This window comes from Burkholderia sp. YHN3-13 (assembly GCF_055810675.1).
Window position 1 is genome coordinate 252740 of the sequence record NZ_JBVVNQ010000001.1, and the last position, 21220, is coordinate 273959.

At 67.5% G+C, this 21220-nt stretch carries 14 protein-coding genes; 9 read left to right on the forward strand and 5 right to left on the reverse strand.

Annotation, left to right across the window (positions count from 1 at the left end; genetic code table 11):
* Positions 1–38: 38 nt before the first annotated feature.
* A complete protein-coding gene (locus AC0KUR_RS01110; RefSeq protein ID WP_473375217.1) occupies positions 39–2339 on the reverse strand; it encodes an Orn/Lys/Arg family decarboxylase in 2301 nt (766 codons plus the stop codon).
* Between the two features lie 508 nt (positions 2340–2847).
* Between AC0KUR_RS01110 and AC0KUR_RS01115 the strand changes: the two genes are divergently transcribed.
* Positions 2848–5028, forward strand: a complete 2181-nt coding sequence (locus tag AC0KUR_RS01115) for an ornithine decarboxylase (protein WP_049031173.1) — start codon at positions 2848–2850, stop codon at positions 5026–5028.
* A 25-nt stretch (positions 5029–5053) separates the two neighbouring features.
* Here AC0KUR_RS01115 and AC0KUR_RS01120 read toward each other — a convergent pair whose 3' ends face one another.
* From AC0KUR_RS01120 to AC0KUR_RS01130, 3 genes are all read right to left on the reverse strand, one after another.
* A complete protein-coding gene (locus AC0KUR_RS01120) occupies positions 5054–6211 on the reverse strand; it encodes an iron-containing alcohol dehydrogenase (protein WP_367189177.1) in 1158 nt (385 codons plus the stop codon).
* Entirely contained in the window at positions 6208–6543 is a 336-nt protein-coding gene (locus AC0KUR_RS01125; RefSeq protein WP_473375218.1) for a putative quinol monooxygenase, read from the reverse strand. Before AC0KUR_RS01125 ends, AC0KUR_RS01120 begins: the two co-directional genes overlap by 4 nt.
* Before the next feature lie 221 nt (positions 6544–6764).
* Positions 6765–7481, reverse strand: coding sequence for an SDR family oxidoreductase (locus AC0KUR_RS01130; RefSeq protein ID WP_473375219.1), 717 nt, complete (start codon positions 7479–7481; stop codon positions 6765–6767).
* A 133-nt stretch (positions 7482–7614) separates the two neighbouring features.
* On the opposite strand from AC0KUR_RS01130, the gene AC0KUR_RS01135 reads away from it, so the two are divergent.
* The 3 genes from AC0KUR_RS01135 to AC0KUR_RS01145 all read left to right on the forward strand — a co-directional run bounded on the left by AC0KUR_RS01135 (position 7615) and on the right by AC0KUR_RS01145 (position 10851).
* Complete coding sequence (locus AC0KUR_RS01135; RefSeq protein ID WP_059558303.1) at positions 7615–8592, forward strand: LysR substrate-binding domain-containing protein; 978 nt, start codon at positions 7615–7617, stop codon at positions 8590–8592.
* Positions 8593–8738: 146 nt separating this feature from the next.
* A complete protein-coding gene (locus AC0KUR_RS01140; RefSeq protein WP_473375220.1) occupies positions 8739–10127 on the forward strand; it encodes a nucleobase:cation symporter-2 family protein in 1389 nt (462 codons plus the stop codon).
* A gap of 298 nt (positions 10128–10425) precedes the next feature.
* Positions 10426–10851, forward strand: coding sequence for an NUDIX hydrolase (locus tag AC0KUR_RS01145; RefSeq protein WP_034185852.1), 426 nt, complete (start codon positions 10426–10428; stop codon positions 10849–10851).
* A gap of 69 nt (positions 10852–10920) precedes the next feature.
* Here the strand turns inward: AC0KUR_RS01145 and AC0KUR_RS01150 are convergent, their stop codons facing one another.
* Positions 10921–11133 carry a hypothetical protein gene (locus AC0KUR_RS01150; RefSeq protein ID WP_034185851.1) on the reverse strand — a complete coding sequence of 71 codons (213 nt, stop codon included), beginning with the start codon at positions 11131–11133 and terminating at the stop codon, positions 10921–10923.
* A 555-nt stretch (positions 11134–11688) separates the two neighbouring features.
* Here AC0KUR_RS01150 and AC0KUR_RS01155 point away from each other — a divergent pair.
* The 5 genes from AC0KUR_RS01155 to AC0KUR_RS01175 are packed head-to-tail and all read left to right on the forward strand — an operon-like array spanning position 11689 to position 21206.
* Positions 11689–13974, forward strand: coding sequence for a hypothetical protein (locus AC0KUR_RS01155; protein WP_154233692.1), 2286 nt, complete (start codon positions 11689–11691; stop codon positions 13972–13974).
* Positions 13975–14005: 31 nt separating this feature from the next.
* Positions 14006–15661, forward strand: coding sequence for a hypothetical protein (locus AC0KUR_RS01160; protein WP_473375221.1), 1656 nt, complete (start codon positions 14006–14008; stop codon positions 15659–15661).
* 28 nt (positions 15662–15689) lie between these two features.
* Positions 15690–16685 (forward strand): hypothetical protein, encoded by a 996-nt coding sequence (locus AC0KUR_RS01165; RefSeq protein WP_124609796.1) that lies wholly within the window; start codon positions 15690–15692, stop codon positions 16683–16685.
* Positions 16682–17551 carry a prenyltransferase/squalene oxidase repeat-containing protein gene (locus AC0KUR_RS01170; RefSeq protein WP_473375222.1) on the forward strand — a complete coding sequence of 290 codons (870 nt, stop codon included), beginning with the start codon at positions 16682–16684 and terminating at the stop codon, positions 17549–17551. The genes AC0KUR_RS01165 and AC0KUR_RS01170 overlap by 4 nt, the downstream gene beginning before the upstream one ends.
* 34 nt (positions 17552–17585) lie before the next feature.
* The gene (locus AC0KUR_RS01175; protein WP_059558316.1) at positions 17586–21206 is read left to right on the forward strand and encodes a DUF8189 domain-containing protein; all 3621 of its coding nucleotides are present in this window, start codon (positions 17586–17588) and stop codon (positions 21204–21206) included.
* The last annotated feature ends 14 nt before the right edge of the window (positions 21207–21220 follow it).

Sequence of the window (21220 nt, forward strand, 5' to 3'; positions counted from 1 at the left end):
GGGCCGCCGCGCGGCCGGTCGCTCGTTCGTTCGGGCGCTCACGCGGTCAGGCAGTACACGCGGTACGTGCCGTCCTCGACTTCCACGCCATGCGTGTCGTGCGCAAAACCCGGGAAACGCCGGTCGTACGCCTCGAGCGCCTTCAGGTAGCCGAGCACCGGGCCGCCTGCCGGCCCCGCGTTCTCGCCCGGCATCAAGAGCGGAATGCCCGGCGGATACGGCACGACGCCGGTGGCGACGGTGCGCCCGGCCAGTTCGTCGAGCGTGACCTGCTCGACGCGGCCCTGCACGAGATGCTCGTACGCGCGCACCGGGCTCATCTCCGGCTTCGGCAGGATCGAGAACGCTTCCGACATCAGCCGGGTCGTGCCGAGCTGTTCCATCGCCGCGAACATCGTGTCGGCCAGGTCCTTCAGCCCCATGCCCGCGTAGCGCGCGCCATGCTCCTTCGCGAGCGACGGAATCGCCATGTCGAGCGGCAGGTTCGCGTCGTAGTCGCGCTTGAAATCGCACAGCGCGCTGACGAGCGAGCCCCACTTGCCCTTCGTGATGCCGATCGAGAACAGGAACAGGATCGTGAAGTCGGTCGTCTTCTCGACGACGATCCCGCGCGCGTCGAGATACGCGGTCACGACGCTCGCCGGGATGCCGACCGGCATCAGGCCGCCGGCCGGTGCGACGCCCGGCGTGACGATCGACACCTTGATCGGATCGAGCATGCAGTAGCCGTCCTCGATGTTGCCGAAGCCGTGCCATTGCGCACCGGGGCGCAGCACCCAGCATGACGGGTCGCTCGCGAGCAGCTCGGCCGGCGCGTCGTGGAACGGCAGCGTACGGCCCGTACGCGCCTCGAGTACCGTGTCGGGCTGCCAGCATTCGAAGAACCAGTCGCCCTTCGCGCCGAATTCGTTGTTCATCCGCGCGATCATCTGCCGGAACGCGACGGCTTCCTCGATCGATTCGTGCGTCAGCGCCGCGCCGCCGGGGCCGTCCATCATCGCCGCCGCGACGTCGTTCGACGCGATGATCGCGTAGTTCGGCGACGTCGACGCGTGCATCATGAATGTTTCGTTGAACTGGCCATGCGGAATCGGGCTGCGGCCGTCGCGCACGTGGATGTACGACGCCTGCGACAATGCGGTCAGCAGCTTGTGCGTCGACTGTGTCGCGAACACCGTGGGCCGGTCGGCATGATGGTCGCGCGGGTCGCCGTGCATCGCATGGCGGTCGCGGTAGATCGGGTTGAAACGCGCGTAACCGTACCAGGCTTCGTCGAAATGCAACCGGTCGACGCTCGCGCCGAGCAGTTCTTCCACGCGCGTGACGTTGTAGCAGAGCCCGTCGTACGTCGAGTTCGTGATGATCGCGTGCTTCGGCTGGCGATCGGCCAGCCCGGCCGTGAGCGGGTTCGACGCGATCGCCTCGCGGATCGCCGTCTGCGTGAGACGCTCGGATGCGATCGGCCCGATGATCCCGTAGCGGTTGCGTGTCGGCACGAGGTAGGTCGGGATCGCGCCCGACATCGTCATCGCGTGCTCCGCCGACTTGTGACAGTTGCGGTCGCACAGCGCGATCTGGTCGCGGCTCACGCTCGCCATCAGGATGATGCGGTTCGACGTCGACGAGCCGTTCGTCACGTGATACGTGCGATGCGCGCCGAACACGCGCGCCGCGTAGCGTTCGCTTTCGCCGATCGGGCCCGAGTGATCGAGCAGCGAGCCGAGTTCGCCGACCGAGATCGACAGGTCCGAGCGGAACAGCGATTCGCCGAAGTATTCGAAGAACGCACGGCCGACCGGCGATTTCAGGAAGCCCGTGCCGCCCGTATGGCCGGGCGTATGCCACGAATACTCATAGACCCGCGAGAACTTCGCGAGCGCGCCGAACATCGGCGGCAGCACGTTCGCGCGATAGCGTTCGATCGCCGCGTGGATGCGGCCGCCGATGAAGTCGGCCGTATCCTCGAGCAGCCACACGAAATCGTCGACCTGCCCCATCACCGCGGACGGCACCGACGATGCCACGCTGCGGTCGGCCAGCAGGAAGATCGGCACGTTGCCGTTGCGCTGCCGGACCGCGTCGACCACGGCCTCGGACGGCCCGTGGCCGTCCACGCCGAGATCCCAGTCGAGCAGCACGCACTGGATCGACGGATCGGAACGGATCAGCATGATCGCATCGTCGGCGGAGGACGCCGTGAGCACGTCGATGTCGCGTTGCGCGAGCTCCGCGCTCAGCGTGCGAACCGCTCGCCCGGTCGCCGTTTCCTGCGTGATCTCGTCGTCGACCAGCAGCGCGCGCATGCCGAGCCGACGAATGCCACCGGCAGAAGTATTCATGATGTTGCCCTCGCGGTTCCGATGCTTCGATTGTTGTGTTGTTCATCTCACGAGCACGCGAACAGCAGGCCACGGTCCGCGGCGTGAGACGCTCGCAATTCCGGTTTGATTCGCCATCCAATTCGGAGCCGACTATGCCATAGATGCCTTTCGGTGAAAAGCTGACGATTCGGTAAAACCATCGGCGCCTTTCAAAACGGATTTCATAATTGAATCATTTTTATGTGCAATGCAGCACGGCAATTCCCGATTATTTGATCCTTCTCATCCTTGAATGACATTGTCGATTCCGGTCGATTGAATTCGCACGCTTTTGTTGCTACGATCGGCTGCACCGGGCACGGCCCGATCGCGGCCGTGCCGCGCCGCGCAAGGCTCCATCGCGCAGCGCGCATTCGGCCTTCGGCATTCGCGGGAGCGTTTCAATCGGCTGCGGCGCATGTCGGATCAGAGCGACGTGCCGGTGCGAATACGGCTCCCGCTTCCGCACATTTACGGGAGAGTTTGCGTGAGCCTGTTGAAAATCGCAGTCGAGCCGGCGCTGATTGGCGCCTTCCTCACCACGCACGAACAGGTCGACGTATTCCAGACCGATTTCACGAATATCGCGGCAGTCGTCGTCGGAATTGATTCGGCACAAAAGGTGCTGAATACCGTCGAAAGAACCGGTTTCGCGATTCCGTTCTTCGTCGCGGTCGAGCCCGACCAGGAAGTGCCGCCGTCGGTGCTGCCGCGCGCGAGCGGCGTGATCCAGCTCCGGCACGGCGGCCGCCACTACTACGGCCGGCAGATTTCCGCCGCCGCCGACATCTACAGCGAGAACCTGCTGCCGCCGTTCTTCAAGGTCATGCGCGAATACGTGCAGCGCGGCTACGTGGAGTTCGACTGCCCGGGCCACCAGGGCGGCCAGTTCTTCTCCAGTCATCCGCTCGGCCGGATGTTCTTCGACTTCTTCGGCGAAACGATCTTTCGCTCGGACCTCTGCAACGCGGACGTCCGGCTCGGCGACCTGCTGATCCACGAAGGCCCGGCGCTGGAAGCGCAGCGCAATGCCGCGCGGATCTACAACGCGGACAAGACCTGGTTCGTGCTGAACGGCACGTCGACGTCGAACAAGGTCGTCACGAGCGCGTTGCTCGCGCCGGACGATCTCGTGCTGTTCGACCGCAACAATCACAAGTCGGTGCACCTCGGCGCGCTGGTGCTGTCCGGCGCGCGGCCGGTGTACCTCGAAACCGCGCGCAACGCGTGGGGCCTCATCGGCGGCGTCGACAGCGCGGCGCTCGACGAAGCGCGCATTCGCGACGCGATCCGCGACGTCGCGCCCGAGCGCGCGGACCTGCCGCGCCCGTTCCGGCTGGCGGTGATCCAGCTCGGCACCTACGACGGCACGATCTACAACGCCCGCGAGATCGTCGACCGGATCGGCCATCTGTGCGACTACATCTTGTTCGATTCGGCGTGGGTCGGCTACGAGCAGTTCATCCCGATGATGCAGGACTGCTCGCCGCTGATGCTGACGCTCGGCCCCGACGATCCCGGCATCTTCGTCACTCAGTCGGTGCACAAGCAGCAGGCCGGCTTCTCGCAAACGTCGCAAATCCACAAGAAGGACAGCCACATCGAAGGCCAGAAGCGCTTCTGCGATCACCGCCGCTTCAACAACGCGTACATGATCCACGCGTCGACGAGCCCGTTCTACCCGATGTTCGCGGCGCTCGACGTCAACGCGCAGATGCACGCGGGCCCGGCCGGCAAGCGTCTGTGGCGCGACTGCGTCGCACACGGTGTCGATACGCGCAAGCTGCTGATGAAGACCTGCCGCCAGATCCGTCCGTTCGTTCCGCAACAGATCGACGGCCGCCCGTGGGCCGACTACCCGACCGAGCAGATCGTCGACGACCTGCGCTTCTTCCGCTTCCACCCGTCCGACACGTGGCACGGCTTCGAAGGTTATGCGGACGACCAGTACTTCGTCGATCCATGCAAGCTGCTGCTGACGACGCCCGGCATCGATCGCGACACGCACGAGTACGCGCCGTTCGGTGCACCGGCGCCGATCCTCGCGCGCTACCTGCGCGAGCACGGCGTCGTGCCCGAGAAAGCCGACCTGTACACGATCCTGTTCCTGCTCACGCCGTCGGAAAGTTTCGGCAAGCTGCAGCATCTGGTCGCGCACCTCGCGCAGTTCGAACGCCATCTCGACCAGGACACGCCGCTGCGCGAAGCGATTCCGTCGCTGTGCGAAGCCTATCCGGAGCTGTACGGCACCATGCGCCTGCGGCAGCTGTGCCAGCGCATGCACGACTTCTACCGCAGCCACGACATGAAGCACCTGCAGAAGCAGATGTTCCGGCGCGCGCAGTTTCCGAAGCAGGTGATGCAGCCGCAGGCCGCGAACGCCGAGCTGATCCGCAACAACGTCGAGCTCGTCACGCTCGAGCGCATCGAAGGCCGGATCGCGACCGAAGGCGCGCTGCCCTATCCGCCCGGCATCTTCTGCGTGGTGCCCGGCGAAGCCTGGGGCGGCCCGGCACTCGACTACTTCCGGGCGCTCGAAGCCGGGATCAACGCGCTGCCGGGCTTCGAGCCGGAGATCCAGGGCGTGTACCTGCAGACGCGGCCGGACGGCACGAAGCAGGCGTCGGCGTACGTGGTGGCGGCCGGCGCCGACGCGTCGCGCGCCTGAACCTGCCGGGCGGCCGCGCGCCGCGTCACCACGCCTGCCGGTAGATCTCCAGCGCGTCGGTCTCCGTCACCTCGCGCGGATTGTTCACGAGCAGGCGCGTCTGCAGCATCGCATCCGACGCCATGCGCGGCAGGTCGCGCTCGCCGATGCCGACTTCGCGCAGCGTGCGCGGAATGCCCGTCGCGACGATCAGCCGGTCGATCTCGGCGATCAGCGCATGCGTGCGCGCTTCGTCGCTGCCGGTCGCCGACGGCGCGACGATCGCCGCGAGTTCCGCGTACAGCGGCGCGGCGGCCGGCGCATTGAAGCGCAGCACATGCGGCAACACCAGTGCATTCGACAGCCCGTGCGGCACGTGGAAAATGCCGCCGACCGGATAGGCCAGCGCATGCACGGCCGCGACCGGCGCGTTCGCGAATGCCTGCCCCGCGAACATCGCACCGACCAGCATCGCCTCGCGCGCGTGCCGGTTGCGGCCGTCGTCGCATGCCGCGAGCAGGTTGCGCGACAGCAGCGTGAGCGCGTGCGTCGCCAGCATGTCGGACACCGGATTCTTCAGCCGCGCGGACGTATACGCCTCGATCGCATGTACCATCGCGTCGATGCCGGTCGCGGCGGTGGCCGCACGCGGCAGGCCGAGCGTGAGTTCCGCGTCGAGGATCGCGACGTCCGCGAACAGGTGCGGCGATACGACACCCATCTTGCGCGCCTCACCGACCGTCACGATCGACACGGCCGTGACCTCGGAGCCGGTGCCGGCCGTCGTCGGCATCTGCACGAGCGGCAGCCGCGCGCTCGTGACCTTGTCGACGCCGTACATGTCGGCCAGCGCCTGCTGCCGCGGCGCGAGCACCGCGATCAGCTTCGCGACGTCCATCGATGACCCGCCGCCCAGGCCGAGCACGATCTCGGCATCGGCCGCGACGGCGCGCTCGGTCGCTTCGAGCACCACGTGCTCGGGCGGATCGGCGATCACGTCGTCGATCACGGTCACCTGCCAGCCGTGCGCGGCGAGGCTCTCCAGCGCGGGCGCGAGCACGCCGCTGCGATGCAGGAACGCATCGGTGACGACGCACAGCCGCGCGAGCGCCGGAAAGCGTTCGCGCAACAGCGCGCCGAGCCGGCGCGCGGCGCCGAATTCGACGATCTGCGTCGGAACGGTACGGAATTGAAACGGATTCATCGGGTGCCTCCCGGTAGCGTCGCCGTGCCGGTGTCCGGCTGCACCATGAAGCGCGACACTTCGCGGCGATCGAGCAACGGAAAGATCGCACCGATCCCGATCCGCTGGAAATGCGGCGTTTCCCGATGTACGTCGAGGCCGTCCGCCTCGCGGTAGCGCTCGAGGATCACGATGTGGTCGGGATTCTCCGGCGACCGGAAATATTCGTAGTCGAGATTCATCGGCTCGGCGCGCGTCGCCGTCGCGAGTTCCGCGAGCAGTTCGACCACGCGGCCGCCATTGCCGGGAGACGCGAAGAAGTGCGCGATGACCTGCAGGTAGGGTTGGCTCATGCTGCGCTCCGTGTTTGCGGAAACCTGCCGTGACGGGACGCGCGCAATGCGTCGAACGCGAAGACGCGGCACCGTATCACTGGCTCGTCGTCGCATTGTATTCAATCGGCCATGCGTTCGCAGTACCGCGACCGGGCGCTGAAACCGTCGGGTTCCGCGACGCTTTCAACGCAAGCCGGATCGCAACCGGCCGCCCTTTCCGCCCGCCGACGCCACGGCGGCTACCACGGCACCGTGCGCCCCAGATAGTCGAGGTATTCGAGCCCCGGCCGCGCCCGCTTCGCCAGCAGCACGTCGACGAGGCTCGGCACGCTCTCGTCGATGGTCAGGCGCGCCTCGGGCCCGCCGAGCTCGGTGCGCACCCATCCGGGCGCCATCAGCGCCAGCGCACGCCGCGTGTCGGCCTGGCGCGCCGCGAAGCTGCGCATGAACTGGTTCAGCGCCGCCTTGCTGCCGCGATACACCTCTCGCATCCCGCTGACGTTGTTCGCGACACTGCCCTGCCCCGACGACATCGCACCGATCAGGCCGTCGTCGGTCACGAGATCCTGAAATGTCTCGATCGTACGCATCGGCGCCAGCGCATTCGTGATCATCACGCGCACGAATTCGTCGGTCGTCACTTCACCAATCGTTTCACCCGGGTCGTTGGTCGTCCCGGCATTCACGAACAGCATGTCGAAGCGCCGGCCTGACAGGCGCTCGCGGAGCGCGGCCAGTTGCGCGGGCTCGCAGATGTCGAGCATCTCGATGTCGAGCCGGCCGTCGTACCGGCCCGCGAGGTCGTGCAGCTTCGTGCGTCCCGATCCTTCGCGCACGGTGCCCGTCACGTTCCAGCCCTTGTCCAGGAATGCTTCCGCCATCGCCAGCCCAAGGCCGCGCGACGCCGCGACGAGCAGGATCGCGGGGATGTTTCGATTCGATTCGGTCGATTGCATGGGGTCCGCCTTTGCCGGATTGCGTCATGCGCCCACTATAGGCAGGCATTACAGCAGGCGCCAGACGCACTGGATGCAATCCATCGTTGCATCCAACGCCATGTCAGCCGCGCAACGCGCGTATCCTGTCCGGATGGAAGACATCGACCTGAACCTCGTCACCGCCCTCGACGCGCTGCTGTCGGAAAGCAGCGTGACCGGCGCCGCGCGCCGCCTTGGCCTGAGCACGTCCGCGATGAGCCGCACGCTCACGCGGCTGCGGCTGGCCACCGGCGACCCGTTGCTCGTCCGCGCCGGGCGCAGGCTCGTGCCGACGCCGCACGCGGCCGCGTTGCGCGATCGCGTGCATGCGCTCGCGAGCGACGCACGCGCCGTGCTGCGGCCGGCCACGGCCGACGTCGACATGGCGACGCTCGCGGCGACGTTCACCATTCGGGCGGCCGCGTCGTTCATGGAAATGCTGTCCGGCCCGGTGGTCGCCGCGCTCGGCGAAATCGCCCCGCACGTGCGTATCCGCTTCGTAGCGAAGCCGGACCGCGATCCGCAGGCGCTGCGCGACGGCACGGTCGACCTGGAAATCGGCAAGCGCGGCGACGATGCGCCCGAACTGCACACGCGCATGCTCTTTCACGACTGGCACGTCGCGGTGGCGCGCGCCGGGCACCCGCTGTTCGCGTCGGCCCGGATCACGCCGGCGCGCTACGCGGCCTGCCGTCACGTCATCTCGGCCCAGCTCGGCGATTTCAGCGGGCCGGCCGGCGATTCGGCCGATCGAACCGGCTCGGGCCCGCCCGTGCACGTCGTGGTGCCCGGCTACCCCGACGCGATGCGCGTCGCGGCCAGCACCGACCTGATCGCGCTCGTGCCGCGCTCGTGTCTCGGCAACGCCTTCTCGCCGGGGCTCACGGATGCCCTCGGGCTGCGCAGCTTCGAGATCCCGGTTCGCCTGCCGGCCATCCTCGTGTCCGCGCTGTGGCATCCGCGCATGCACGGCGACCCGGTGCAGCGCCGTCTGCGCGACGCGGTCATCGCGGTCTGCCAGCGTGCGTATCCGGATTCCCGGGCGCCGCGCGCGACGGCGCGCGGCGCCGGCACCCGCAAGGCCGGCTGACGCGCGGCCAACCCGCTGACCGCCCGGCGCCGATCCAGCCCCTTTCCTCGCTCCGCCGAATCGCCACCAGCGCAGCGCGCGCCGGCGGCGCGGGCGGGGCCTTCGGCTAAAATGCCGCACTTTCCACCTTGTCCGGCCCGCTCGCCATGCAACCCGCCTCCTCCGCCCAACCCGTCGCCCACGGCGCCGACGCCGCCGATGCGGCCCGCGACCTCGTCTACGGCCCGAACGACCGGCCGGCGCCGATGGTCGCGTTCGTCGCCGCGCTACAACACCTGCTGGCGATCATCGTGCCGATCGTCACGCCCGGCCTGCTGATCTGCCAAGCGCTCGGCGTGCCCAGCCGCGATACGACCCTGATCGTGTCGATGTCGCTGGTGATTTCCGGCATCGCCACCTTCGTCCAGTGCAAGCGCTTCGGCCCGCTGGGCGCCGGCCTGCTGATCGTCCAGGGCACCAGCTTCAACTTCGTCGGCCCGTTGATCGCGGGCGGCAGCCTGATGGTCAAGCAAGGCACGCCGGTCGAGACCGTGATGGCCGCGATCTTCGGCGTCGTGATCGCCGGTTCGTTCGTCGAGATGGGCGTGTCGCGCATCCTGCCGTTCGTGAAGCGCCTGATCACGCCGCTCGTCACCGGCATCGTCGTGCTGCTGATCGGCCTCACGCTGATCAAGGTCGGCCTCATCAGCATGGGCGGCGGCTACGGCGCGATGGCCAAGGGCACGTTCGCGAGCGCGGAGAACCTGACGCTGTCGGGGCTCGTGCTCGGCACGATCATCCTGCTGAACCGCGTGCCGGTCGTCTGGGTACGCAGTACCGCGCTCGTCATCGCGCTCGTGATCGGCTACCTCGCGGCCGCGTTCCTCGGCCGCCTCGACTTCACGGGCATGCACCAGGCCGCGCTGTTCCAGGTGCCGACGCCGCTGCACTTCGGCATCGGCTTCTCGTGGTCGCTGTTCGTGCCGATGCTGATCATCTATCTCGTCACGTCGCTCGAGGCGATCGGCGACGTCACGGCCACCAGCAAAATCTCGAGCGAGCCGGTCGAAGGCCCGGTGTGGATGCAGCGCATCAAGGGCGGCGTGCTCGTCAACGGCGCGAACTCGCTGCTGGCCGGCGTGTTCAACACGTTCCCGAGCTCGGTGTTCGCGCAGAACAACGGCGTGATCCAGATCACCGGCGTCGCGAGCCGCCACGTCGGCATCTGGATCGCGGGGATGCTCGTGGTGCTCGGCCTGTTCCCGGTCGTCGCCGGCGTGCTGCAGGCCGTGCCGGAGCCCGTGCTCGGCGGCGCGGCGATGGTGATGTTCGGCGCGGTGGCCGCCTCGGGCATCAACATCCTCGCGGGTGTCCAGCTCGATCGTCGCGCGCTGCTGATCATCGCGGTGTCGCTGGCGCTCGGCCTCGGCGTGTCGCAGGTGCCGGACATCCTCAACAGCCTGCCGCACGCGCTGAAGAACGTGCTGGAATCGGGTGTGGCGACGGGCGGCATCTGCGCGCTCGTGATGAACTGGTTCCTGCCGGAAAAGAAATGACCGGACGCGCCGCAGGGCGACGCGGCGTGCCTGACAGGCGGCGCCGCTGCGCGCGAACCTCGACGCGCCGAACGCGACGTCCGGCCGCCCGCTCTGCCGAAGCGCTGACGTGGAACCGGTCGGGATGACTTGCGGCCTGGCCGGTTGCAGCACGCGCGGCACCCGATGCTTGAGCCGCAGCCGGGTAGCCGGCGCGGCATGGCCCCGACGGCGCCTGGGCGCGCCGGCCAGGACAATCAAAAGTCAAACCCGGTCAGGCCACCTTGGTCGATCGATTCGTGCTGGTTAGAATCACGATATGCCCCAAGTCCCCGCCCCCAACAACGCCCCCGCGGCAACGACCGTCCAGGTCAAGGAACGCGCGACCATCGTCTGCTACCGCGACGCGCGCGTGCTGCTCGTCGCGCGCACGGCGTCGCGCTGGGCCTTGCCCGGCGGCACCATCAAACGCGGGGAAACGCCGCTCGAGGCCGCGCATCGCGAGCTGTGCGAAGAAACCGGCATGACCGGCCAGGACCTGACGTATTCGATGCAGTTCACCGGGCTCGCGAAGATCCATCACGTGTTCTTCGCGGAAGTCGGCCCGGACCAGACGCCGCAAGCGAGCAACGAGATCGAGAAATGCAAGTGGTTTCCGATCGACGGTGTCGACGGGCTGCGCGCCAGTATTCCGACGAAGCGAATCGTCGAACTCGTCTACAACCACGAAATCCGCAAGGCGTAAGCGCACCGCGCGCGAGCGTGCGGTCGCCCCGCTCGGGTCGTCGTTCGTGGATCGGCGGCGCGCGAACGCTCAGTGCGTGCGCTGTCTTCGCAATTCGTGCGTGGAATAAACGACGAGAAAGATGCCGAGCATCGCGATGCCGGACGCCATGAAGTCGTTTGCGCTTCCCGCGCCGCGCAGCGACGCCGGGAGAATGCCCAGACTCAATCCTGCCCCAGCAAGAAGCAATCCTGCTGCTACGCCCCAGATCGGTCCGGTGATCTTGTCGGTTTTATTTTTCATACAGCACCCGTCTACAGTCGTGACCTGAACGGCATCGGCAAAAGGCGCCGCGTCTACCCTCAGTGGTTTCACTATAGCCGGAAAATAATTCACTGCGCGTCCGGACATTTACCGATCAAGTTTTACCGGTCGCGACCGCTTGACCGGGAAAATCGTGCCCCGTTCGGCCCGGGGGCCGACAAACGATCCGCGCGCCACCCGGCGCGCCCCTTCCGGTTCGTTCCCGGCGCCAACCAGGCGGCCGCCCGCGGCCCACGTTCCTCGCCCGGCACCGATCGGTCTCACGCCATCGCGCCAAGTGTAATTGCCTGTAATTGCACCGTCGCACCAGACTGCCTAATTTCCACCTGTACCTTCGGCGCATCGATACGGGAAGCCCGCCCGAAGGGTCCGTGAGCGTTTGACCTCGAACCGGCACATATCCGGCGTAACGCGGTTCGGAAACCCCGCACCTCGACCCGGCCCTCGGTCCGGGGGCGGGGATTCGGGCCGCACCGCGCGCGAATTTCCGCCGGACTCGCATGACACACCACGCGTTCTCAACTGGAGATGGAAATGATCAATATTCAGGACTCCCGAGTCATCAAGTACGACAACGACAGGAAGAGCGTCACCGTCTATCGCGATTTCGCGAACACGAATCTCTGGTACATCGTGCCGAAACCCCAGCTCGCCACCCAGACCGTCGACGGCATCACCCTTCCGGCGTTCGCGCTGACCGAGTTCAGGACGAACAGCGGCTCGGCCGGCACGGTGACGTTTACGACCGAACTCGTGATCGACCCGGAGGCCTACCAGGCCGTGAAGAACGTCCTGGGCCAGGGCATCGAATTCGGCCAGTTCGTGTGGAACGACGCCCAGGCGTTCCTGACGCTGACGCTTCCGTCCACGGCGCCCGATACGCAGCTCAACGTCACGCCGTCCAATTTCGGCAGCAACGCGGCGACGTTCATCATCGACCTGAAGACCGCCGCCGACGTCAAGGCGATTCGCGACATCTTCGACTCGGGCGTCGGCCTGTCGACCTGGTCGATCCAGTATGTCGCCACGACGCTGAGCCAGCTGCCGGCCGTCAAGGCCACCGTGACCTACGACTGCGCGATCGCCGCCAGCTACCAGAAGACCGTCCACATCGACCGCAACGTCTGGGGCAGCGAGACCGGACGGCGCACCACGATCCGCGAATACATGCAGAAGTCCGATTCCGGCAAGGTCGACCTGGCGTGGTCGGTCCAGCCGTCGGACGAGTTCCGGCAACGCGTCCACGACTGGGCGTTCACGACGCTCGAGGGGCTGGTCCAGGCCGCCGCCGACGATGTCGCGCGCCGCCTCGGCGCGAGCGCGGCCGACGATTTCAGCATCAACTCGATCGGCTCGTTCCAGCGCGTCTACCAGGAAAACGAGGTCATCGACTGGACGATCATGCCGCAGGGCTTCCTGCCGACCTTCGACAAGACGGTCTGGAGCCGGCTGGACAAGACGGTCGACAACCGCACGCTGGATGTGTCCGTGACGATGTCGGCCGACCTGAAGAACGCGGGCATCAGGAAGGTCACCGTGACGATCGACTATCCGGGCAAGGGCCAGCCGGAATCCAACGCATTCACCGCCGACACGGCCAATACCTGGCATTACGAATCCAACGGTTTCTTCGGCGCGAACAAGCAATTCGTATCGGAATACACGTACTGGTACCAGGTCGAGCCCGAAGACGGCGATGCCTTCACGTCGCCGCCATTCAAGAGCAGCAGCGACCAGCTCCAGATTTCCAACACCGACCTCGGCTACCAGCAAGCCGAGTTCATCTGCTCGAACATCGCATTCGCATCGGAAAAACCGGGCAACAACGTCGACTTCGTGCTGATCGACTTCACGTACCTGCCGACCGCCGGCTCCAAGCTGTTCGTCGATCAGCGCAAGGTCACCAAGAACGCCCAGGCCGTGCAGTTCCGCAGCCACAGCTATCAGCCGAGCGGCGCGAACTACAGCTATGCGGTCACCTACGTGCTGACGAACGGCGACATCATCGTCAACCAGCCGCAGTCGGTGTACCCGGTGGTGAACAGCCAGACCCTGACCGTCTACAGCATGATCGCCCCCGCCGACTTCACGGTCACCGTCATGAACGACACGATTCCGGGGGGTAGTATCGCGCTGCCGGCGATCACCGGCGTCTCGCTGACGACCGGCTACACCGACCAGCCGGACAGCCCGGATCGCCAGACGCACAAGTTCCACGAACTGGGGATCGAGGACTACTACACCGGCACGTGGGAATACCAGGCCGTCAAGCGCAGCACCTCGACCGTCCAGGTCGACGGCACGGTCTATTACCGCGACAAGAACAACACGCGCAAATCCGTCGCGGTCCGCAAGGTGCGCTACGGCAATACGCCGTCGTTCGCACTGGACGTGTTCCCGGTCCAGTTGCCCTTCACGGTGACGTTCGATCCGTCGCTGGTCGACTGGAAGACGTACATCCAGGTCGAAGTCCAGATGTACCGCGCGTCGGGGTCGGGCAAGACCGACATCGACTCCTGCATCTTCAAGCCCACGACGCTGTCGAACGGCACCACGATCCTCCCGTCGCCCTACTACTACACGTTCGCGCGCGAAGTCGATGCGTCGACGGAATTCCAGTACGCGACGACCTACTTCGAAGCCGGGACCAACCGCGGCGTCGAAGGGCCGCAGGGCAGTTACGACAACAACACGCTGGTGCTGCCCCACGATACCAAGGGCGGGACGAAGCCGGTCTATTCGGTACGGCTGCCGGCAAGCGACGTCCTGACCCGCGACCTCGACGAGACCGACAAGGCCGACGAGACCGACCTGGTCTGACCGCCCTCCCGACCGACCCAAGCGCGCGACCATGACAACGCTCACCTACACCGTCAAGCTGGCGACCGAATCCGGCCCCGCATCGCCTCCCGCCCCCCGGCGGGCGACGCTGCTGCTCGAGTTCAAGGATCCGGTACGCAACGCTTACCAGCAAGCGACGCTCGTCCTCGACACCGACACGCCGCGGCGCACGTGGCAGATCGACGTGGCCGCGGCCGACACGGGACAGGCGTTCTACGCCTCGGTGCTCGATTACGAGGCCGGCGAACAGGTCGCGCGCGCTCCGGTCCCCTTCGTCGGCACCGAGGCCACGATCGGCGGCGCCGCCGAACCCGTCTCCGTCACGGCGCTGCTCGACGCGCTCGACTGGACGGCCGTGTCCTCGGTACAGGTCGCCGTCGGGGGACAGTCCCACACCTTCACCCGCGAGCGGCCGTATGCGTGGTGCTTCGCGCTGCCCGGCCCGGGCATCGTCGAATGGGCCGCCGACTACGCGATGACGGACGGCACCCGGCGATCCGGCACGGGCGTGGCCACGCAAGGCATCGCCATCATCCCCGCGCCGCCGGCCGACGTTCGCTTCTCGATCGCCGCCGCCGACGTCAACGCATTCGCGGTGGCCGCCGTCGCGTTGCGCGTGACCGGCTACGACGGCGTGGTCAGGACTGCAGAACTCGCCAAGACGCACCCGAGCGTGACGCTCTCGCTGCCGTTCGCGCCGCCGGAACAGGCATGGTTCGTCTACGACTGGACGGTCACCTATACCGACGGCACGCCTGCGTGGACCGCGCCGGCCCGCGCGAGCGACGGCGCGCGGTCGATCGTGCTCGACGATTTCGGCCGCATCCTGCTGGCCAGCGACGCCATCGACTTCGACGTGGTCGAGAAAGTGACGCTGACCTGGCAGTACGACAACCAACCCAAGACGGCCGAGTTGTCCCGCGCGCAACGGTCGGTCCTGCTGCGCCCCGGCCAGGACTACGATCGTGCGCGGCCGCTGGTGGCCGGCCTGACCTATGTGCTGTCCAGCGGATCGACGAACCTCGAGGGCGAGGCCGTGCCGCAGGGCCGCTTCGAGGTGCCCTATCCGCTCAGCACGCGGCTGGTGCGCGTCTTTGCGCCCGGCATGCTGACCACGCCGCCGCTCTACAGCGCGATGCGCCTCACGTCGGTCCAGACGCTCGAACTGGGCTCCGGCTGGCAACTCCAGACCGGCCTGCCGCAGATCAACCTCACCCCGAGCGCGCCGACCTGGGAAACGCGCGTCGCCGCGGTCGAGCCGGAGCGGGTCGTGCTGAGCTTCGCGGGCACGGCAACGCCCGACGGCGGCGGCAGGCCGAAGCCGATCGCGCTGACCCGATCGCCATTCGAGCTGACGCCCGCCGGGCCGGAGATCGCGCTCGCGACGGTCCAGGTATCGGCGCAGTCCGTCTCCTGGGAGCGCTACGTGCGCGTGGAAGCGAGCCTGTGGACCGGCAGCGATGCCGCACGTGAAAACGAACAGACGATCTCGTTCGACCGCAACAGCGCCGATGCGTGGTGGGCCTACCTGCCGCCATCGGGAACCTACGGCCCGTCGTTCCGATGGTCGGCGACCTACTATCCGGCCGACGGCACGTCGCCACAGCACAAGGCACCGACGTCCAGCGACAACCCGCGCCTGTCGCTGCCGCCGACGCTGTCCTGAGCGCGGCCTTCACGCACGAACGCCCACCATGCCCATGGCCGAACTCCACCCGGCAGTGCAGCGAGCGCTGGCGCTGGCGTCCTCGCACGGGACGCCCGCACGCCAGGCCGCGGCGCCCGCGCCGGACGCCGCGCTGCGGCACCTGCTGCGCGACCGTTCGCCGGCGGAACCCGCCGCCTGGAACGACAGCAAACTGGGACGCAGCGGCTTTCCGGTGGAAATCTCCATCGCGTTCGGCCGCCCGGAACTGCGCTATACCGTCGAGCCCGCCGGCCCCGACACGCCGCCCGCGCGCCGGTTGAGTCGCGCGGGTGCCGCGATCGCCGCCCTGTCGGACGAGTCGATCGAACCCGCGGACCTCGCGGCGATCGCGTCGTTCCAGGACAACGCGGCGCTCGCCTACGGCGCATGGATCGGCGGCCGGCACGGCGACGGCAAGCCCCGCTTCAAGCTCTATGCGGAGGTGCCCGGGCGCGGCGCCGAGCACGCGCTGGCCTGGGGCACCCGCCATCTCGGCGACCTGTCGGGCATCGTCCGGCGCGGCGCGTGGCCCGTCATGGCCGGCTGGCAACCGGCGGGCCGGCGCGCCGAGCTCTACCTCCGCACGCGCCGGCTGTTCCGCGCGGATGTGCCGCTGCTGATGGCGGCGGCACGACTCGAGCACCGCGCAGACGAAGTGCTCGGCCTGCTGCAGGATGCCTGCTGCAGCGCGATCGAGGCCGCGCTGCCGGCGGCCGATTTCGGCGTCAGCATCGGTGCCGGCCCGGACGGCGCGTCGACGTTCACGCTGTATGCGGTCGCCAACGACCTGTTCGGCGGCGACGGCCGCATCCGCGAAACGGTGCTGCGCGTGGCCGCCGCCCGCGGATGGGACACGCACTTCTATCGCGCGCTCAGCGAACCGCTGGCCGGCGCGAGCGGCTTCGTGACCCGGCACGGGATGTTCGGCATCGTCGTGGCATCGGACCAGCCGGCGACCGTGGCCATCGGACTGACGCCGGACCATCCCGAGACGTCGTCATGAGCGCCGCGTTGCCCGCCCGCGCGAGCCGCGCCCCGGTCCACGCGCTCGATGCGCTCCTCTCCGCGCAGGCGCCCGGCGGCGCGTTCCCGTCGCGCGTGACCGTCGGCGACCGGCGCTACGCGGACGAGAACGCCTTCGTCACGGCCCTGATCCTCGACGCGCTTGCGCGCCTGCCGGCCGGGACGGCCGATCGCGCGATCGCCCGCGGCCTCGACTTCCTCGAAAGCTGCGCCTCGCTCACCTGCCCGGGCGCGTTCCATTTCTATCCGCCCGGCCGGATGCCGTCCTGGCTGGGCGTCGACCTGCCCGCGGATGCCGACGATACCGCGCTCGCGCTGACGCTGCTTGCCCGCTTCGGACGGCGCACCGCGGCCGAGGCCTGCGACGCGCTGGAGCGTGTGCTGCATCCGTGGCGGCTGCACTACCGCCCGGAGTCCGCCGATACGTGGATCGCGCAAGGGGCGTGCCGGACCTGGCTCGACCGCCGTGCGGCCCCCAATCCGGTGGATGCATGCGTGAACGCGAACGTCGCGACGGCGCTGACCTCGCTGGGCGGCGCCGGCCACGCCGCCTGCCGCGCGGCGCGCGACACCGTGCTGGACGCCATCGCGTTCGTCGCGGAGAACCCCGCGCATCGCGCGCGGCTGACCGCCTTTTACCCCGACCTGTGGGAACTCGTGCATGCGCTGCGCCGCGGCGCCCGGCACGGCGTCGCCGGTTTCGCGCGCGCGGCCGCGCAGCTGGCCGGGATGCTCGGCCCCCACGCCGGCGCCCAGGCCACGGTCTGCTCGTCCACCGACATGCGCTGGCGCTGGACAGCGCCCCTGTTGCAAACGGCGCGCACGCTCACGCGCGACACGCCCTAGCCGTCACCGCCCACCCTTTCACTGGAGAGATCCCATGCCTGGCGTTCATACCGTCCCACCGTCGCTGTCCGCTTCGCTCTACGGCAACGCACCCGATCCGAAATCGGGCCTGCAGGTCAGCACCCGTCTGATGGAAAGCTACGAGATCATCCGCCCGGTCACCGGCGCGAGCGACATCTCGACGTTCCTCAATGCCGCCGGGCGCCTCGATATCTATTCGTCCGGCACCGCGCAGAAGGTCTACCGGATCCGCGCGGACAACCAGTCGGACACCGGCTGGACCGAAACCGACCTCGGCGTCACCGCGAGCCAGATCAGCCCCTGTCTCGCGCGCAGCAACGACTACGACAACCCGAATCTCCTCGGCATCGGCGCCAGCGGCAAGCTGACGCTGAGCCGATGGCAGGACGGCCGCTACGCGCAGGCCGACTGCCAGCCCGCCGGCGCGAAACGCCCGCTCAAGCAGATGCTGTCGACCCGGAATTTCGGCAACGTCTACGTCAACGTCGTGCTCGACAACGACGAAGTCGGCAGCAGCTATCTGCGGCCGGACGGCACCTGGGGGTCGACCGACTGGGTACCGATCCGCAAGAGCCAGGGCAGCCCGGACAACGCCACGGTCAAGCGCATCGCGATGTGCGCGAACGATCCGGTGCAGCAGTCGCTATTCGCCATCGGTCCGGACAACGCCGTGCTGTTCGCGCAGAGCGACTTCCGCTTCTCCTACTTCACGACGCTCGGCTACAAGAAGGCGATCGACCTCGCCGTCGTGGCCGACCAGGAGAAGCGCCTGAACATCTTCATCGTCGATACCGACTTCGGCATCTGGCAAAAGCGCGAGAAGAAATACAGCACGTCGGGCATCCAGTTCGACGACTGGGTGCTGGTCAGCAACGCGGCGCCGGTCACGGGCCTGCGGGCGGTCATCAACGCAGGCGGCCTGCTCGAGGTCTTCGCGATCGGCAAGGATCAGCGGCTCTACCATACGCGGCAGATCAGCAGCGGGCTCAACAAGGTGAGCTGGTCGAGCCTGTTCGAACTCGGCAACCCGGTGCCCAACACGAAATTCACCGTCGGCCGCAACGCCGCCGGCTACTCGGAAGCGTATTCCGTGTCGTCGGACAGCAGGCTGTACCGCTTCTGGCAGGACCCGAAGACGACCCAGTGGACCAACGAGGAAATCCGCCTGCAGGGCACGGGCGAGATGACGTCGGTGCCGACCCATGCCACCGAGATCACGGTGCTGGACGACGCCGGCCAGCTTGCCGTCAACGCCCGGGTGCAGATCGATGCCGCGTCGATGGTGCCGCTGCGCATCAACGGCCTCTACTACCAGGCGAGCCCGGACTACACGATCCCGGTGCTGTCGGGCGGCGGCGGCAAGGTGGTGATCGAGCGCTTCACCAACAGCCTCGCGAGCCCCAGCTACCACGTCCGCACGCAGTTCATGCAGCCGGGCGAAGGCGTCACCGTGGAGCCGAACGGCGCGCTGCAGGAGAAGATGCACGCGGTCGACACCGACGCCGTCTGGAACGCGAAGACCGCCTCCGGCGCCTACCTGCTGGCCGGGGATTTCCGGACCCGCGAAAACGCCGAGAACGTGGCGAAGATCATGCGCCAGTCGATGTCGTTCGGCATGCCGGCCAACGCGTCGGCCCGGAGCCTGCGCTACCTCGGCGCCAACCGCTCGCTCGTCGGGCTGCGGCACACGACGCGTGGCACGGCCGACCCGTTCGCGCTCGTGCCGGAAGACGTGCCCGCCCAGCACTGGCGGGTGTCGTTCACCGATACCGGCGTGCACTACGACGACCTGACCGCGGACCAGGCCGGCGCCTACCTGTTGCGCTCCCGCGCGCTCGCGTCGTCCGGCGACGAAACCCTGGCGAATGCCGGCTTTCTCGGCATTGACTGGGGCGACATCTGGAACGCGATCAAGAACGGCGTCGGCCGCATCATCGACGGCCTGAAGGAATTCGTCGTGACGACCATCGTCGATCCGGTCACGCGCCTCGTCAACGAGATCAAGGTCGTCTTCAACTTCCTCATCGACGGCGTGACGTACCTGATCGACAAGACCATCAAGCTCTTCCAGCAGGCGTTCGACATCGTCGAGGGCATCTGGAACAAGCTCAAGGTGTTCTTCAAGGAACTGTACGAGTGGCTGGCCTTCTTCTTCGCGTGGGGCGACATCAAGCGATCGGCGGAGGCGACCCGCCATACGTTCGACGCGACCTTCGACTACCTGCTCCTGGCGGTCGAGGCGGTGAAAGGCCAGGTGGCGGCCGGTTTCGACCACCTGCAGACGGAGATCGACAAGGCCGTCAACACGTTCCTCGCGCAACTCGACCCGAAGCTCGGGATCGGCCAGTACGCGGACGACGTCGATCGCCCGGACCCGCGCATCGGCGAGTCGACCAGCCACAACGTGCTGCTCAACGCCTTTTCGGATAACTACAAATCGACGCGCGTGTTGTCCCGTGGCGATGCGCTGGCCGTCGCCGCCGATCCGCTCCAGGGCCTGTGCGAAAAGCTGAAGGCAGTCGCCGACAACTTCGAGTTCGGCCAGGGCAAGAACGCGTTCCACGACGCCGCCGCCTACTTCGAACAGATCGGCCGCACGCCCGATCGCGTGCTCGACCTGCTGTTCGCCGGCACCGTCAAGGTGATGGAGGCCGTCACCCAGTTCGCGTTGAGCGCGGCCAAGGGCCTGGTCCTGACGATTCTCGACCTCGTCGCCGACGTGATCGGCGCGGTCAAGGACCTGTTCGACACCGAATGGGAAATCCCGTTCGTGTCGCAGCTTTACAAGCTGATCACCGGCTCGTCGCTGAGCTTCAAGGTGCGCGACCTGTTCTCGTACGTCGTCGCCATCCCTGGCACGTTGCTGTACAAGCTCGTGAAGCATGAAGCGCCGTTCCCCGACGCCGCGAGCGTCACCCGCTTCAAGTCGTCGTTCACCGCGCAGTGGCTCGCCGAGCAGAGCGGAATCGCGCCGAAGTCCGAGGTTTCGCTGATGGTCAGCGCCGAGCAGAAATCGGCCATCGCGGTCTTCTTCGGCGTATCGGCGTCGGTCTGCATCTTTGCCGCGACCATTCTCGACACCATCGAGATCGCGCTGCAGACCGAGGAGGTCGAGGTCGAGGCGATCGGCACCGGCTCGCTGTTCATGGGCTTCGGCTCCGCGTTCTTCAGCGTGCCGTGGATGATCGCGAGCGACGCGGGCGGCTTCTCGTGCAACGACGGCAAGGGGCTCAACAACCTGCTCTGGCTGTTGAACACCGTCGTCGGGTACGGACGGGCCGCGGCGCTCAAGATCGCCGGCAAGAAGTACAAGATCCCCGCGGAAGTGGATCAGGTCACGGTGAATCTGTGGGGCTGCGCGCGGCTGGCCCTGACGATCGTGTGGGCCGTGAAGAGCGGCGAGGAACTGGATGGCGTCGAAGCGGCGGAGGCGTTCGTCGACACGATCACCGGTCAGGTGTTCCGCTTCCTGGGCGTCAAGGCGGTGGTCGCCGCGACCGAGGGCATCTCGCTCCTCGCGCTGCTCGTGATCGTCGGCCTGGGCGGCATGACGACGACCGCGCTGCATCTGGCCGCGTCGCTGAAATCCGACGAGGCCGTCGCGCGGCGCCTGCCCGCCCAGGCGCTGGCGTGACGCCGGCCGGTCGT

Coding starts and splice junctions, on each gene's coding strand:
- AC0KUR_RS01130 (WP_473375219.1), bottom strand. CDS start 7,481: ATGCAATCGACCGAATCGAATCGAAACATCCCCGCGATCCTGCTCGTC.
- AC0KUR_RS01165 (WP_124609796.1), top strand. CDS start 15,690: ATGCCCATGGCCGAACTCCACCCGGCAGTGCAGCGAGCGCTGGCGCTG.
- AC0KUR_RS01155 (WP_154233692.1), top strand. CDS start 11,689: ATGATCAATATTCAGGACTCCCGAGTCATCAAGTACGACAACGACAGG.
- AC0KUR_RS01110 (WP_473375217.1), bottom strand. CDS start 2,339: ATGAATACTTCTGCCGGTGGCATTCGTCGGCTCGGCATGCGCGCGCTG.
- AC0KUR_RS01150 (WP_034185851.1), bottom strand. CDS start 11,133: ATGAAAAATAAAACCGACAAGATCACCGGACCGATCTGGGGCGTAGCA.
- AC0KUR_RS01120 (WP_367189177.1), bottom strand. CDS start 6,211: ATGAATCCGTTTCAATTCCGTACCGTTCCGACGCAGATCGTCGAATTC.
- AC0KUR_RS01160 (WP_473375221.1), top strand. CDS start 14,006: ATGACAACGCTCACCTACACCGTCAAGCTGGCGACCGAATCCGGCCCC.
- AC0KUR_RS01125 (WP_473375218.1), bottom strand. CDS start 6,543: ATGAGCCAACCCTACCTGCAGGTCATCGCGCACTTCTTCGCGTCTCCC.
- AC0KUR_RS01175 (WP_059558316.1), top strand. CDS start 17,586: ATGCCTGGCGTTCATACCGTCCCACCGTCGCTGTCCGCTTCGCTCTAC.
- AC0KUR_RS01135 (WP_059558303.1), top strand. CDS start 7,615: ATGGAAGACATCGACCTGAACCTCGTCACCGCCCTCGACGCGCTGCTG.
- AC0KUR_RS01140 (WP_473375220.1), top strand. CDS start 8,739: ATGCAACCCGCCTCCTCCGCCCAACCCGTCGCCCACGGCGCCGACGCC.
- AC0KUR_RS01145 (WP_034185852.1), top strand. CDS start 10,426: ATGCCCCAAGTCCCCGCCCCCAACAACGCCCCCGCGGCAACGACCGTC.
- AC0KUR_RS01170 (WP_473375222.1), top strand. CDS start 16,682: ATGAGCGCCGCGTTGCCCGCCCGCGCGAGCCGCGCCCCGGTCCACGCG.